Origin of the sequence: Actinoplanes sp. NPDC048988, assembly GCF_043197815.1 — a bacterium.
Classification (GTDB): Bacteria; Actinomycetota; Actinomycetes; order Mycobacteriales; family Micromonosporaceae; genus Actinoplanes.
In genome coordinates this window covers 481,904-497,236 of record NZ_JBICTW010000001.1, presented here as the reverse complement: position 1 = coordinate 497,236, position 15,333 = coordinate 481,904, and the positions used below count along the sequence as shown (strand labels likewise).

The following is a 15,333-nucleotide window of genomic DNA, read 5'->3' as shown; positions in this document are numbered from 1 at the left end:
GGTGCCGCTTCTTGCGGGGGGTCTGGAGGCGGGAGCGCGCGGGGGTGACGTCCTCCCGGACGCGCGGGGTGGTAGTCATCTGTCCTCCCGGACTAGCCAGCGGAGTGTGACCGGCGGTTCCGACCGGGGGGCCGGGACGGCCAGCGCCAGTTCGAAGGCGGCGGCCGGTGGGGGCGCCGCCAGGTCGGTGTAGAGGGCGCCGTACACCCGGACCACCCGGTCGTTGGTGAAGTGGGTGAGGGCGCGCCGGCGGGCCGCGTCGCCGAGCTGGCGGCGGCGCGACGGTGACCGGAGCAGGTCGGTGACGGCGATCGCCAGTTCGGCCGGGTCGTCCGGCTGGACCAGCACGCCCGCGTCGCCCAGCGTCTCGGCGGCCGGGCCCACGTCGACGCCGACCACGGCGCGGCCCGACATCATCGCCTCGATCAGGCGGTACGGCGGGTCGGCGGGGCCGGGTACGTGGGCCACCACGTGCCCGGCGGTGTAACGATCACGCGGGTCGGCGGGGAGCGGGTGCAGCCGTACGGACCGGCCCAGCCGCATCCGTTCGATCTGCTCGGCGCAGTGGTCCTCGTGGGCGGCGGTCACGCCGACCAGGTGCAGAACGGTGCCCGGGACCGCCGCCACGACCTGCTCGAACGCGGCCAGCAGCGGGGACAGCCCGCTGTCCGGGCCGCCGCTGCCGGCCCACACCACGGCGGGCTCGGTGTCGAGTTCGGCCGCGCCCGGATATTCGGACGGGTCGACCCCGGCCGGCACCTGGACGAGTTTGGCCGCCTCGGCGCCGTGCCGCAGCGCCCAGCCGTGGTGGTAGGCGCTGAGCGGGGCGATCAGCCCGGCCTCGGCGTATCCGGTCCGGGCCACGGCGCTGCGGAAGCGCCGGAGCACCGTGCGGACGGGCAGGGAGAGTCGTTCCTCGTGCGGTTTGTGCCGGGCGACCGGCGTGCGGGCCTCGGTGAGCAGCAGCGGCGTGCCGGTGCGCCAGCGCCCGGCGAGCGCGGTGAGCAGCGGTGTCGTGCCGCCCACGCAGTGCACCAGGTCGGCTTCGGGCATTCCCACGGTGAGCGCGCCGAGCGCGTGCCGCAGCAGCGTGGCCGCCGTGCGGGCGTCGCGCATGCTCAGCCGTCCCTCGGACCGCCACGCCTCGGCCAGCGCGTCGGCCAGTGGGAGCGCGCCCAGGATGGCCGGCCGCTCCGCCGCCAGCTCGGCGATCTGCCGAAGCCCTTCGGAGAAGACGAGGTCAGCGGGCACCCCCTCGCGCTCCCGATCATCCCGGCGGTCCCCGGCCTGGTGAGCGGAGAAGCCCGCGTCACGAGGGGAGAAGCCGGCGTCATGGGCGGAGAAGCCGATCTCGCGGGCACCGGAACCGGCCTCGCGGGGAGATGAGCCGGCGTCGAGGGGAGATATGCCGGCGCCGAGCAGGCCCCGGCTGAGCAGGGACGCGGCGGCGCGGACGCGGTCGTCGGAGTCGCCTCGGCGGCGTTCCGGGCGGGCCGAGTCGCGGCCGACGGCGACGGCGCGGGCCGAGCGGACGTTGAAGGGCAGCGGGTACGCGGGTGCGGACGGCGGCTCGCGGTCCGTGACGGTGAGCAGTTCGAAGCGGAACCGGCGCAGCCCCTCGACGAGGGTGCGGCACCAACCGCTGAGCGCGTCCCGCCGGTACGGGTACCCGCCGCCGGTGAGCAGGCAGACTCGCTCTCGCGACGGGGTCGGATTCACGATGGGGGCAACGACGGACCGCCGCCGGGCGCGGGAGCGTGTCGGGTAGGCGACACAATTGGACGGTTTTCATCCGATTTGCCTACCATTATGACAGCTATTGTCCGGATTCGCGTTTGCCGGACCGTTTTGGATCTTTGCGAGCGTCCACATAACGGTCGTGGGGCGGCATAAGCCCAGGTGAAGCCGTCAAGGTGGCATGATTCACTCTCGCTCGGCGCTAGTGGCAGGTCGCTCGGCTTGACGGAAGTTGGGTATCGGCGGACTATGGAGAAGTCGCCAGTCGCGCCCACTCATGCCCGGTTCCAGCTTGGTATGAGAGATCTGCACCTTAAGAACCACATCTGACGGTGCATAGCTCTGTGCTCATGCGTGCCCTTGAGCATAGATGCGCGGTGCACTGGGCGCGCGTAGCGCCGGCCTCTCCGGCAACGCTTTCCACAAGAAGAAGCAGAGCTTCTCAAGGAGTCACCATGGCGAAGGCCCTCTTCGGCCACGTAGGTGCGGCGCCCGATCGGCGCCTGCTCGACGAGGTCACCCGACTGCGTTCCCGGGTTCAGTCCCTGGAGTTCGAGGTCACCCGCCTGCGGGCGGAAAATGATCGTCTCGCGGCGGCAGCCGCGGAGGCAGACGATTTCGCACGGCTGACCGAGCCCGCGCTGACCTGAGCCCCACCGGCCGTCGTGACCCGGCGGCCGCCGCTGTCCCCCTCGACGCACCCCCTCACAAACGGCGCGCCTCCACTCTGTGGCGGCGCGCATCTTTTTGCCCGATTTCCGCGGCGCGGGGTGTTGCGGGTACGGCCACCGGCGCACGCTGCGGGTAGCCTGCACCAAACGTAAGTACCGCTGACCCCCGGGAAATCCGTGCACCTCAAGAGCCTCACGGTCAAGGGCTTCAAGTCCTTCGCCTCCGCTACGACGCTGCGGCTGGAGCCGGGCATCACCTGTGTGGTGGGCCCCAACGGCTCCGGCAAGTCGAACGTCGTCGACGCCATCGCCTGGGTGCTCGGCGAGCAGGGCGCCAAGGCGCTGCGCGGCGGCAAGATGGAGGACGTCATCTTCGCCGGCACCTCCGGCCGGGCGCCGCTGGGCCGGGCCGAGGTGACGCTGACGATCGACAACAACGACGGCGCGCTGCCGATCGAGTACACCGAGGTCTCGATCACCCGCCGGATGTTTCGGGACGGCGCCAGCGAGTACGAGATCAACGGCAACGCCTGCCGGCTGCTCGACATCCAGGAGCTGCTCAGCGACTCCGGTATCGGCCGTGAGATGCACATCATCGTCGGCCAGGGCCGGCTCGACGCGATGCTGCACGCCAAGCCCGAGGACCGCCGCTCCTTCATCGAGGAGGCGGCGGGTGTCCTCAAGCACCGCAAGCGCAAAGAGAAGGCGATCCGCAAGCTCGACGCGATGCAGGTCAACCTCAACCGGCTGACCGACCTCACGGCCGAGCTGCGCCGCCAGCTCAAGCCGCTGGGCAAGCAGGCCGAGGTGGCCCGGCGGGCCGCCGGCATCCAGGCCGACCTGCGCGACGCCCGGCTCCGGCTGCTCGCCGACGACCTGCACACCCTGCGGACCACCCTCGACAAGGAGATCGCCGACGAGTCGGCCATGCGCGACCGCCGCCAGCAGGTCGAGGCCGAGAACCGCGAGATCCAGCGCCTGCTGGCCGACCTCGAGCTGGCGCACGCCGAGGACGCGCCGCTGCTGCAGGCCGCCCAGGACACCTGGTACAAGCTGTCCGCCCTCCAGGAGCGTTTCCGCTCGACCGAGCAGCTGGCCACCGAGCGGCTGCGTCACCTCGCCGCCACGCCCGACGAGGAGCGGCCCGGCCGCGACCCCGACCAGCTCGTCGCCGAGTCGGAGCGGGTGCGCGAGCAGGAGGAGGAGCTGCGCGAGGCGCTCACCGACGACCAGATGCGCCTGGCCGAGGCGATCGAGCAGCGGCAGGATCTCGAACGCCAGCTGGCCGCGGCCGAGGGCGCCCTGCGCTCCGCGGCCAAGGCGATCGCCGACCGCCGCGAGGGCCTGGCCAAGCTGGTCGGCAACGTGAACGCGGCCCGTGCCCGCACCGAGGGCGCGAGCGACGAGATCGAGCGGCTCGCGGCGGCGCACACCGACGCCATGATGCGGGCCGAGGCCGCCCAGGCCGAGGTCGACCTGGTCGCCGCCGAGTCGTCCGAGGCCGACCGTGACAACGTGGAGCTGGACGCGCGGCACGCCGAGGCGGTGGCCGAGCAGGACCGCGCGGCCGCGGTGGTCAGGGAGCTGTCCGACGCCGAGCGGGCCGCCGAGAAGGACGCCGCCAGCTGGAAGGCCCGCGAGGAAGCGCTCGCCCTCGGCCTGCAGCGCAAGGACGGGGCCGGCGCGCTGCTGGCCAAGGGGACCGAGGTGCCGGGCCTGCTCGGCAGCCTGGCCTCGATGCTCACGGTCCGGCCCGGACACGAGGCGGCGCTCGCCGCCGCGCTGGGCTCGCTCGCCGACTCGGTGGCGCTCTCCGGAGTGGACGAGGCCGTCGAGGCGATGCGTACCCTCAAGATCGCCGACGCCGGGCGGGCCGCCCTCGTGGTCGCCTCGCCGGCCGGTCCGGGCATGCGGGGGACGCTGGACGCGCTGCGGCCGGCGCTGCCGGACGGCGCGATCTGGGCGCCCGACGTCGTCGACTGCCCCGAGACGGTGCGCCCGGCGCTGAATCGGGCGCTGCGTGACGTCGTACTCGTCAATGATCTTCCGGCCGCGGCCGCGCTGATCGCCGGGAACGCGGAGCTGCGGGCGGTCACGCCGGACGGGGACGTGCTCGGCGCGTACGCCGCCGCCGGAGGCTCCGGTAAAGCCTCCAGTTACATCGAGGTCCAGGCCGCCGTCGACGAGGCGAAGGCCCGCCGGGCCGAGGCCGAGGCGTCGATCGGCGCCCTCAAGTCGCAGCTCGCCGAGGCCCGGGCCGAGGTGGCCCGGCACAAGGAAGCGGTGAACGTCGCCGCGCAGGCCAAGCGCGCGGCCGAGGGTGAGCGCAACGCGGCCGCCCGCCGGCTGGCCGAGCTCGGCGCCGCCGCCCGGTCGGCCAAGGCCGAGTCGGAGCGCCTCGGCGCCTCCCGGCAGAAAGCCGAGTCGGCCCGCGAGGCCGACCTGATCCGGGTCGCCGAGCTCGAGGAGCGCCTGCGGCTGGCCGAGGCCACCCCGATCGACGAGGAACCCTCCACCGACGAGCGGGACCGGCTGGCCGCGCTGGTGCCGCAGTCACGGCAGAACGAGATGGAGGTACGCCTGGCCGTCCGCACCGCCGAGGAGCGGGTCGCCTCCATCGCCGGCCGGGCCGACTCCCTGCTGCGCCAGGCCAACGCGGAACGGCAGGCCCGCGAGCGAGCGGCCGCCCGCCGCGCGGCCCGGGCCCGGGGCGCGGAGATCGCCCGGGCGGTCGCCCTGGGCGCGGCGGCCGCGCTGGCCCGCGTCTCGGTCTCGCTGGCGGCGGCGATCGAGGTGCGCGACGAGCTGGCCCAGGCCCGCACGGCCCGGGAGGCCGAGCTTCAGGAGGTACGGGCGAGCGCCAAGCGCCTGGTGGCCGAGCTGGAGCGGCTGACCAACGAGGTCCACCGCGACGAGGTGGCCCGGGCCGAGCAGCGCATGCGCATCGAGCAGCTCGAGGCCAAGGCGGCCGAGGACTTCTCGCTCGACGTCGACACGCTGATCACCGAATACGGCCCGGAGCAGCTGGTGCCGCCCACCCAGGCCGAGGTGGCCCAGGCCGAGAAGGACGGCAAACCCGTACCGGAACCCGTGCCTTTCCACCGGCCGACCCAGGAGAAGAGGTCGAACAAGGCCGAGCGCGACCTGGCCCTTCTCGGCAAGGTCAACCCGCTCGCGCTGGAGGAGTTCGCGGCGCTCGAGGAGCGTTTCAAGTTCCTCTCCGACCAGCTCGAAGACCTCAAGGCCACCCGCAAGGACCTGCTCACCGTGGTCAAGGACGTCGACGACCGGATCCTCGAGGTCTTCACGTCGGCCTTCGAGGACACGGCCCGCGAGTTCCAGACCGTGTTCCAGGTTCTCTTCCCCGGTGGTGAGGGCCGGCTGGTCCTCACCGACCCGGAGGACATGCTGACCACCGGCGTCGAGGTCGAGGCCCGCCCGCCCGGCAAGAAGATCAAGCGGTTGTCCCTGCTCTCCGGTGGTGAGCGCTCGCTCACCGCGGTGGCCATGCTCTGCGCGATCTTCCGGGCCCGCCCCTCGCCCTTCTACATCATGGACGAGGTCGAGGCGGCCCTGGACGACGTCAACCTGGGCCGGTTGATTACCCTCTTCCAACAGTTGCGGGAGAAGAGCCAGCTGCTCATCATCACGCACCAGAAACGCACGATGGAGGTCGCGGACGCCCTCTACGGCGTCACGATGCGCTCCGGCGTCACCCAGGTGATCAGCCAGCGCCTCAACCGCGAACCGGAGGACTGACCATGGCGCGCGACCACGCACGGGCACTGCTGATCGACTTCGACGGCGTGCTGCGCCGCTGGGACCCGGCCCCGATGATCGCGGTCGAGGTCAAGTACGGCCTCAAACCGGCCGCCCTGCTCGAGACCTCGATGGCGTGGGACATCTACCGCCCGGCGATGGCCGGTGAGATCACCGACGCCGAGTGGATGAAGCTGGTCGCCGAGCGCCTGCCCATCGACAACGCGGCCGAGGCGGTCGCCGAGTGGCAGACGTACCGGGGCGAGCCCGACCCCGACGCCCTGGCCTTCATCCGGTCGGTCCGCGCCGCCGGCCGCAAGGTCGGCCTGGCCACCAACGCCACCGACCGCCTGCGGGCCGACCTGGAGGCGCTGGCCCTGGCCGACGAGGTCGACGTGGTCGTCAGTTCCTGGGAGCTCAAGGTCCACAAGCCGGCCCCCGAGTACTTCGAGCGCGCCTGCCAGCTGATCGGCGAACAGCCCAAACACGTCCTGTTCGTCGACGACGACGACCGCGTGGTCCGGGGCGCCCGGGCGGCCGGCCTCTCCGCCTACCGCTGGACCGGCCCCCAGCACGTCGACTACCTGCGCAAGGCCCTCGACCTCTGACCGGTCACCCGGTGGCGCCGTCGATGCGCTCGCGGATCAGGTCGGCGTGGCCGTTGTGGCGGGCGTACTCCTCGATCATGTGGAGGTAGACCCAGCGCAGGGAGCGGCGGCCCTTGGCCATCGGGAACTCCTGGTCGAGGTCGAAGGCGGCCACCGCCCGGTCGGCGGTGGCGCACTCCTCGGCGAAGATCGCGAAGGCTTGCTCGGCGTCGGCGGTGGCGATGTCCTCGAAATCGGCGTCGGGGTGGGCGTCGGAGACGTACAGCGGAACTGCTGTCGGGTCCTTGGCCACGCGGTCGCGGAACCAGACGCGTTCGACGTAGCTCATGTGGCGGACCAGGCCCAGCAGGGTCAGGTTGGAGGGGGCGGCCGACGCCAGCCGGAGCTGGTCGGCGGTCAAGCCTGAGCACTTGGCGAGCAGGGTGCCTCGGTGCCAGTCGAGCCAGCCCTGGAGCATGGCGCGTTCGGGGCCGGTGTGCGGCTCGCCGGTGCGGTCGACGGATGGGGCGGTCCAGGTCATTTCGGGTACGTCACCTCAGCTACCTCGAACAGAGTGCCGTCTTTTTCGGTGCCCTCGACGCGCACGGTCGCTTTCGGGCCGTCCAGGCGCAGGGTGCTGATGGCGTTGCCGAAGTAGGGGCCGGCGAGCCGCTTCCAGCGCCAGGCCGGCTTGTCGACGCCGGCCGAGCGGGCCAGGCCGCGGACGCCCTTGGCGGCGGCCCGGGACCAGGCGAAGCGCATCAGCGGGCGCATCACGGCCGGCACCTGGTTGTGCACCGGCGAGCAGGTCAACTGCATGACCGGGGTGGTCGTGGCGGAGCCGAAGTCGGCCTCGGCCACGTACGAGTGGTGGACGTCGCCGGACAGGACGCTGATCGAGGCGGGAGCCGCGTACGCGCCGCCGGCCCCCACCCGGTGACCGGGCGCGCCGGTGCCGCCCTCGCCGAGGCGGCGGAACAGCTCGCCCAGCGCGGTGAAGGAGCGGCTGAAGGCGGCCCAGTGCTCCAGGTCGACGGCGCGGCGCAGCTTCTCGGCGGCGGCGCTCACCCGGGGCGAGGACGAGTCGGCCGTACGCTCGTTCCACGCCTCCAGATGGTGGATCGCCGGTGGCATCAGCCAGGGCAGGGACGAGCCGACGACCAGGTGGTCGTACGAGCCGTGGGCCTGGTCGATGAACCAGTTCCACTCCCGGGGCGGCAGCATCTCGCGGCGGCCGGGGGTGAGCACGCGGCTGCAGCGGTTGTCGAGCATGACCAGGCGGGTGCGGCCGATGTCGAGGGCGTAGCTCCACTGGTACGGCTGCTCGCCCGTGTCGAGGGAGCGGCCGAACTCGTGCAGCAGGTCGGTGGCGTCGTCGACCGTGGTGATCTTCTGGAAGAGCTGGTCGGCGGCGAGCTCGTCGGGGCTCATGTTGCCCAGGTGCTGATAGACCCAGTACGAGGCCAGGCCGCCGGTGATGCGCTCGGTCCACCACGACTGTTGCGCCATGTCGGCGCGCCACGAGGCCGAGGTGTTCCAGTCGTCGATCAGCTCGTGGTCGTCGAAGATCATGACGGTCGGCACGGTGGCCAGCAGCCAGCGGATCTCGGGGTCGCGCCACGACTCCAGGTAGAGCTTCGTGTACTCGTCGAAGGTGACGACCTGGTCGGACGGGCCGTCGTGACCGGCCGCGCGGCGGCGCCGGAGGAAGCGCTTGACCTTGGCCGACGTCTTGTCGGCGTACACCTGGTCGCCGAGCAGGACGACCAGGTCGGGCCGGAGTTCCGGGTTCTGCGGGTCTTTCATGAGCCGCCGGGCGTACGCGTCGAGGGCGTCCGGCGGCAGACGGCGGCCGGTCGCGTGCGGGGTGGCCTCGCGGCAGGATCCGAAGATCATCCGGACCGGCGCGGCGCCGTCGTCCTCGGGGCGGGTCCGGATGACCGGCGGCGGATAGGTCGACTCGGCCGAGGGCCAGACCACACGATTGTCCAGGAGCACGGTGTACGCGCTGGCGGCACCCCGCCGCAGGCCCTCGACGACCACGAGCGCGTAGTGATGCCCGTACGCCGTGAAGGTCGGCGCCGAGCCGGCGCCGCCGCCGTCGGCCTCGACGCGCACGTAGGCCGGTTCGGTCGTCTCGACCCAGACGGTGGCGCGGTCTCCGACGACCCGGCGCAGCAGCGGGCCGATGAGCAGGTGAGCAGTCACCGGGTGGGGGTCCTTTAGCGGTCAGGGGTGGGGGCGTCCCATCTTCCTGCACGAGGGCCACGGGCCGCCACTGCCCGGGCGACGCCACGGACGGACGGCGCATCTGTCAGGATTTCCGCATGGAATACGTGGTCGCCGCAGTAATCCTGCTCGTCGTCCTGATCGCCGGAGCGGTCGGCCTGGTGGTGCCGCGCATGCGCCGCCGGGAGCTGCCCCCGCAGGGCGGGACCACGACGCTGGAGAAGCCCACCGTCGACGAGCAGGCGCCGCCGGTGGTGGTGCCCCCGGTCCGCGACGAGGAGCTGCCTCCGCTGATCGTGGCGGAGCCGCCGGTCGCCGAGGAGCCGGTCGAGGTCACGCCGGAGATCGAGAAGCCGGAGCCGACGGCCGGCCGCCTGGTGCGGCTGCGGGCCCGCCTCTCCCGCTCGCAGAACATGTTCGGCCGGGGCCTGCTCAGCGTGCTCTCCCGCGATCACCTCGACGAGGACGCCTGGGAGGAGATCGAGGACACCCTGATCACCGCCGACGTCGGCGTCGAGGCCACCCAGGTCATCGTCGAGCGGCTGCGCGAGCGGGTCCGGGTGCTCGGCACCCGCACGGCGGCCGAGGTGCGCCAGCAGCTGGCCGAGGAGCTGACCGCCGCGCTCGAGCCCGACATGGACCGCACCCTCAAGACGGCGCCGCACGACGGCCGTCCCGGCATCATGATGGTGGTCGGCGTGAACGGCGCCGGCAAGACCACCACCTGCGGAAAGATCGGCCGGGTGCTGATCGCGGACGGGCGCAGCGTGCTGTTCGGCGCGGCCGACACCTTCCGCGCGGCCGCCGCCGAGCAGCTGTCCACCTGGGGCGAGCGGGTGGGCGCCGAGACCGTGCGCGGGCCCGAGGGCGCCGACCCGGCGAGCGTGGCGTTCGACGCGGTCAAGCGGGGCATCGAGGTCGGCGTCGACACCGTGGTGATCGACACCGCCGGCCGCCTGCAGAACAAGGTCGGCCTCATGGACGAGCTGGGCAAGGTCAAGCGGGTCGTCGAGAAGCACGGCGCGGTCGACGAGACGCTGCTGATCCTGGACGCGACAACCGGACAGAACGGACTCGAGCAGGCGCGGGTTTTCACTGAAGTGGTGGACGTTACCGGTGTGGTGTTGACCAAGCTGGACGGCACCGCGAAGGGCGGAATCGTCATCGCCGTGCAGCGCAAGCTGGGCATTCCGGTCAAGTTGGTGGGTCTGGGCGAGGGTCCGGACGACCTGGCGCCCTTCGAGCCGGCCGCTTTCGTCGAAGCGCTGCTTGGTGGCGCCGCGTAGTCTCAGGGGAGATGTACGCGGGGCGGGGAGGGTGTTGGTGACGCAGGAGCCGGTGCGGGAGATTCCGCTCCACGGCGGCAACGTCAGCACGGTCTCGCGCGTCGGCGACACCGTGCGGCGCAACGCCGGCCCGTGGACCCCGGCCGTGCACGGGCTCCTCAACCACCTCGAGCGAGTCGGCTTCACCGGCTCGCCGCAGGCCCTGGGCATGGACGAGAAGGGCCGCGAGGTCCTGGAATACCTCGACGGCGAGTGCGGCGAGTACCCGCTGGCGCCGCACTGGGTGACCGAGGAGGCCCTGGTCACCGTCGCGACCATGCTGCGCATGTTCCACGACGCGCAGTACGGCTTCGTGCCGCCGCCCAACGCGGTCTGGCGCTCGTTCGGTCCGCCGCCGCCGGACACCGAGGTGATCTGCCACCACGACGCCGCGCCGCACAACGTGGTCTGGCGGCCCGACGGCACCCTCGCCCTGATCGACTTCGACCTGGCCTCGCCGGGCGCGCGCATCTACGACGTGGCCTACGCGGCCTGGACCTGGGTGCCCCTGTTCAGCGACCGGGACTCGTACACCCTGGGCTGGAAGAGGCCGAACCGGCCGCGCCGCCTGCGCCTGTTCGCCGACGCCTACGGCCTCATCCCGCGCGACCGGCACCGGCTCGTCCGTACGATCCGCAAGAGGATCGTCGACCATGTCGAGGGCATCCGGCGGATGGCGGCCGCCGGTGATCCGGCCTTCGTCCGCATCGTGCACAAGGGCCACCTGCGGCGACCCATGCGTGATCTTCGATTGCTTGACTACGAGCGCCACACGCTCGAATACGCTCTTCGCTGATTCGGGCAATCCTCCCTTACGGGCTGTGAGAGTTTCTTCACACGTACGAAACAACCCGTGACGCGCCGGAAATCGCGTGTAGACCGTGCGTGAAACAGCGGAACGGAAGGCTCCCGTCATCAACCGGCCGATGGGCGACGCTGCTCTGAGGGTCGTGTACGAGGACACCTTCATTCCGAGAGGAGGCAGCGTGGAGATCGATACCGGCAACACCGCCTGGTTGCTCCTGTCGTCTGCGCTCGTTTTGCTCATGACCCCCGGCCTGGCGCTGTTCTACGGTGGCCTCAACCGGTCCAAGGGCGCCCTGAACATGATGATGATGAGCTTCTCGAGCATCGGGATCGTCTCCGTGCTCTGGGTGCTCTACGGCTTCACCCTCGCGTTCGGCGCCAACGACGGTGAGGGCCTGAACAAGTTCATCGGCAGCTTCACCCAGTACTTCGGCACCGGCACCAGCTGGGCCGGCGACATCTGGCTGGAGACCGGCATCCCGGTCTACGTCTTCATGGCGTTCCAGATGATGTTCGCCATCATCACCGTCGCCCTGATCAGCGGCGCGCTCTCCGACCGCTTCAAGTTCGGCGGCTGGGTCCTGTTCGCCATCGGCTGGTTCACCATCGTCTACGTCCCGGTCGCCCACTGGGTGTGGGGCGGCGGCTGGATCGGCGCCAACCTCAAGGCGCTCGACTTCGCCGGTGGTACGGCGGTGCACATCAACGCCGGTGCGGCGGCCCTGGCGGTCGCGATCGTGCTCGGCAAGCGCATCGGCTGGCCCCGCGAGAACATGCGCCCGCACAACGTCCCGTTCGTCGCCCTCGGCGCCGGCCTGCTGTGGTTCGGCTGGTTCGGCTTCAACGCCGGCTCCGAGCTGACCGTCGACAGCACCACCGGTGTCGCCTTCGTCAACACGCAGGTCGCCACGGCCGCCGCGCTGCTCGGCTGGATCATCGTGGAGTGGCTGCGCGACGGTAAGCCGACGCTGGTCGGCGCCTCGTCCGGCGCGGTCGCCGGCCTGGTCGCCATCACCCCGGCCTGTGGTTTCGTGGCCCCGCTGCCGGCCGCCCTGATCGGCATCATCGCCGGTGCGGTCTGCGCCCTGGCCGTCGGCCTGAAGTACAAGCTGGGCTACGACGACTCGCTCGACGTGGTCGGCGTCCACTTCGTCGGCGGCTGGATCGGCTCGCTGGCCATCGGCTTCTTCGCCACCACCCAGGTCAACGGCGCCATCACCGAGGGTCTCGGCGCCAGCGAGGGCCTGTTCTACGGCGGCGGCTTCACCCAGCTCGGCCGGCAGTTCGTCGGTAGCGCGGCCGTCACGGTCTACTCGTTCGTGATCGCCCTGGTGCTCGCGCTGATCCTCAAGGCCGTCAAGCTCGGCCGGGTCAGCGAGGAGGCCGAGGTCGGCGGCATCGACATCGCGGACCACGGCGAGACCGGGTACGACCTCACGCCCGCCGCGGGCTCCGGCGGTGGCGGCGCGTTCGCCATGGCCGGCCTCAAGCCGGGTTCGGGTGTCGACGCTGACGGCAAGGCCGACGTCAGCCAGAAGGTCGCCGGTTAGATAAGACCATGACTGCTCCGAGAGAGGGACTGAGCATGAAGCTGGTGACCGCGGTCATCAAGCCGTACCAGCTCGACGCGGTGAAGGAGGCCCTGCACGCTCTGGGGGTGACCGGCCTGACCGTGAGCGAGGTACAGGGCTACGGACGGCAGAAGGGCCACACCGAGGTGTACCGGGGCGCCGAGTACACGGTGGAGTTCCTGCCGAAGATCAAGGTCGAGGTGGTGACCGACGAGATCGACGTGGACAAGATCGTCGACGCCATCGTGACCGCCGCCAAGACCGGCAAGATCGGTGACGGGAAGGTCTGGGTGACCTCGGTCGACGAGGTGATCCGGGTCCGCACCGGCGAGCGCGGCCTCGACGCGCTCTGAGAATCACGAATCAGATGACACGCATGACCAGCGAGCCGCCGGCGCCACCCTCGGTGCCCGCCGGCGGCTCGCAGGCCAAGCTGCGCGAGCACATCGGCGCCGCCGCCCGTGACGAACGGGCCGCGGCGCTCGGCGCTTGGCTGACCGGCATGTTCCCCGCCCACCTGCCCGGCGTGAGCCTCGTCGCCGTGGGCGGGCTGGGCCGGCGCGACTGCGCGCCCTACAGCGACCTCGACCTCGTGCTGCTGCACAACGGCGCGGCCGGCATCGACCGGATCGCCGCCTCCCTCTGGTACCCGATCTGGGACGCCCGGCTCGGCCTCGACCACTCCGTGCGCACGCTGCCGGAGGCGCTGTCGGTCGCGCACGACGACGTCAAGGTCTCCCTCGGCCTGCTCGACGCCCGGCACATCGCCGGCGACGCGGCCCTGAGCGCCGAGCTGGTCGCGGCCGCCTCGGACCAGTGGCGGCGCACCGCGGTGCGGCTGCTGCCCCAGCTCAAGGAGCTGACCACCGCCCGCTGGGCGAGCCACGGCGAGCTCGCCTTCCTGCTCGAGGGCGACCTCAAGGAGGCAGCCGGCGGGCTGCGCGACGTGACCATCCTGCGCGCCATCGGCCGGGCCGGCGTGGCCGACACCATGCGCCCGGCCGTGCGCGCGGCCAACCTGCGGGTGCTGGACACCCGCGACGCCCTGCACCTGGCCGTGGGCCGCCGGGTCGACCGGCTGGTCGCCCAGGAGCGGGCCGCCGTGGCCGAACTGCTCGACCTCGACGACGGCGACGCGCTGCTGCGCCGGGTCGCGGGCGACGCCCGGACCATCGCGCACGCCCTCGACGACGCCTGGCGCGCGGCCGACCGGATGCGCGGCCGCCGGCGGGGCCTGCCCGGCGGGGTGCCGGCCCGCCGCCCGGTCGCCCGCGACGTCGTCGAGCAGGACGGCGAACTGGTGCTCGCCCGCACCGCCATCGGGCCGGTGCCCGACCCCAGCCTCTCCCTGCGGGTGGCCGCCGCGGCCGCCACCGTGGGGCTGCCGATCGCCCGCGCCACCAGCGAATGGCTGGCCGCGTTCTGCCCGCCGCTGCCGAACCCGTGGCCGCCGCAGGCCCGGGCCGCCCTGGTCTCGCTGCTCGGCTCCGGGCCCGGCCTGCTGCCCACCTGGGAGACCTGCGACCGGTACGGGCTGACCGACGCCTGGCTGCCCGAGTGGGCCCGCCTGCGCAGCCTGCCCCAGCACCACCCGATCCACCGGTACACGCTCGACCGGCACCTGGTGCAGGCGGCGTACGAGGCGACCGCCTACGCCCGCGAGGTCGAGCGGCCCGACCTGCTGCTGATCGGCGCCTTCCTGCACGACGTGGGCAAGGGCCTGCCCGGCGATCACAGCGTCGTCGGCGCGCCGATCGCGGCCGAGATCGCGGCCCGGATCGGCCTGCCCCCGGCCGACGTGGCCACCATCTCCAAGCTGGTCCGGCTGCACCTGCTGCTGCCCGACGTGGCCACCCGGCGCGACCTGAGCGACCCCAAGACCATCTCGTCGGTGGCCGAGACGGTCGGCGACGCGGGCACCCTGGACCTGCTGCACGCGCTGGCCCGGGCCGACTCGCGGGCCACCGGCCCGGCCGCCTGGTCGGACTGGAAGGGCCGGCTGATGGCCGAGCTGGTGAGCCGGGTGCGTACCCGGCTCGACACCGGCGAGCTGCCCGAGCCGCCGGCGCCCGACCCCGAGCTGCTGGAGGGCGCCCTGCCGGCGGTGCACCTGGACGGCGACCGGGTGGCGGTGGCCGCGGCCGACCGCCGGGGCCTGCTCGGCCAGGTGGCGGCGTGCCTGGCCATGCACCGGCTGGACGTGGTGGGCGCGAACAGTGTGACAGTGGACCACCGGGCGATCGTGGAGTTCTTCACCCAGCCGCGCTACGGCAGCCCGTACGATCCGGTGGCGCTCGCGGCCGACCTGCGCCGGGTGGCGGCCGGGGACGTCTCGGTGACCCAGCGGGTGCGGGCCCGGGCGATGAGCGCGCGCGGCGGCACGGCCTCGCCGCGGGTGGTGTGGCAGCGCGGCGCGGCCACCGACGCGGCGATCCTCGAGCTGCGGGCGGCCGACTCGGCCGGCCTGCTCTTCCGGGTGGCGACCGCGCTCGACGAGGCGGGCGCGGACGTACGCGCGGCCCGCATCTCCACCCTGGGCGGCGATGTGGTGGACGCGTTCTACCTGGTCGGGTCGTGGGCCGACGAGGCCGAGCGGGAGCGGGTCGGCGCGGCGGTGCTCGCGGCCGTCTGAGGGGCCGTCACCGGC

11 protein-coding genes are annotated in these 15,333 nt (G+C 72.4%); 8 read left to right on the top strand and 3 right to left on the bottom strand.

Features of this window, described 5'->3' with window-relative positions; translation table 11 throughout:
• Nucleotides 1-75: 75 nt before the first annotated feature.
• Nucleotides 76-1,719, bottom strand: a complete 1,644-nt coding sequence (locus ACGFJ7_RS02370; RefSeq protein WP_392640370.1) for a DUF3492 domain-containing protein — start codon at nt 1,717-1,719, stop codon at nt 76-78.
• Between the two features lie 473 nt (nt 1,720-2,192).
• On the opposite strand from ACGFJ7_RS02370, the gene ACGFJ7_RS02365 reads away from it, so the two are divergent.
• The 3 genes from ACGFJ7_RS02365 to ACGFJ7_RS02355 all read left to right on the top strand — a co-directional run bounded on the left by ACGFJ7_RS02365 (nt 2,193) and on the right by ACGFJ7_RS02355 (nt 6,775).
• Nucleotides 2,193-2,387, top strand: coding sequence for a hypothetical protein (locus tag ACGFJ7_RS02365; RefSeq protein ID WP_097318386.1), 195 nt, complete (start codon nt 2,193-2,195; stop codon nt 2,385-2,387).
• 198 nt (nt 2,388-2,585) lie between these two features.
• Nucleotides 2,586-6,167, top strand: a complete 3,582-nt coding sequence (gene smc / locus ACGFJ7_RS02360; RefSeq protein ID WP_360242101.1) for a chromosome segregation protein SMC — start codon at nt 2,586-2,588, stop codon at nt 6,165-6,167.
• Between the two features lie 2 nt (nt 6,168-6,169).
• A complete protein-coding gene (locus ACGFJ7_RS02355; protein WP_360242098.1) occupies nt 6,170-6,775 on the top strand; it encodes an HAD-IA family hydrolase in 606 nt (201 codons plus the stop codon).
• Between the two features lie 4 nt (nt 6,776-6,779).
• Here the strand turns inward: ACGFJ7_RS02355 and ACGFJ7_RS02350 are convergent, their stop codons facing one another.
• Nucleotides 6,780-7,295 (bottom strand): DinB family protein, encoded by a 516-nt coding sequence (locus tag ACGFJ7_RS02350; protein WP_392640365.1) that lies wholly within the window; start codon nt 7,293-7,295, stop codon nt 6,780-6,782.
• Nucleotides 7,292-8,962 (bottom strand): alkaline phosphatase D family protein, encoded by a 1,671-nt coding sequence (locus ACGFJ7_RS02345; RefSeq protein WP_392640362.1) that lies wholly within the window; start codon nt 8,960-8,962, stop codon nt 7,292-7,294. The genes ACGFJ7_RS02350 and ACGFJ7_RS02345 overlap by 4 nt, the downstream gene beginning before the upstream one ends.
• A gap of 119 nt (nt 8,963-9,081) precedes the next feature.
• On the opposite strand from ACGFJ7_RS02345, the gene ftsY reads away from it, so the two are divergent.
• The 5 genes from ftsY (at nt 9,082) to ACGFJ7_RS02320 (ending at nt 15,318) form a co-directional block, all read left to right on the top strand.
• A complete protein-coding gene (gene ftsY, locus ACGFJ7_RS02340) occupies nt 9,082-10,269 on the top strand; it encodes a signal recognition particle-docking protein FtsY (protein WP_360242089.1) in 1,188 nt (395 codons plus the stop codon).
• 37 nt (nt 10,270-10,306) lie between these two features.
• Nucleotides 10,307-11,104, top strand: a complete 798-nt coding sequence (locus ACGFJ7_RS02335) for an aminoglycoside phosphotransferase family protein (RefSeq protein ID WP_360242086.1) — start codon at nt 10,307-10,309, stop codon at nt 11,102-11,104.
• 190 nt (nt 11,105-11,294) lie between these two features.
• A complete protein-coding gene (locus ACGFJ7_RS02330) occupies nt 11,295-12,665 on the top strand; it encodes an ammonium transporter (protein WP_360242083.1) in 1,371 nt (456 codons plus the stop codon).
• Nucleotides 12,666-12,700: 35 nt separating this feature from the next.
• Complete coding sequence (locus tag ACGFJ7_RS02325; RefSeq protein WP_097318397.1) at nt 12,701-13,039, top strand: P-II family nitrogen regulator; 339 nt, start codon at nt 12,701-12,703, stop codon at nt 13,037-13,039.
• A gap of 14 nt (nt 13,040-13,053) precedes the next feature.
• Nucleotides 13,054-15,318, top strand: coding sequence for a [protein-PII] uridylyltransferase (locus ACGFJ7_RS02320; protein WP_360242080.1), 2,265 nt, complete (start codon nt 13,054-13,056; stop codon nt 15,316-15,318).
• The last annotated feature ends 15 nt before the right edge of the window (nt 15,319-15,333 follow it).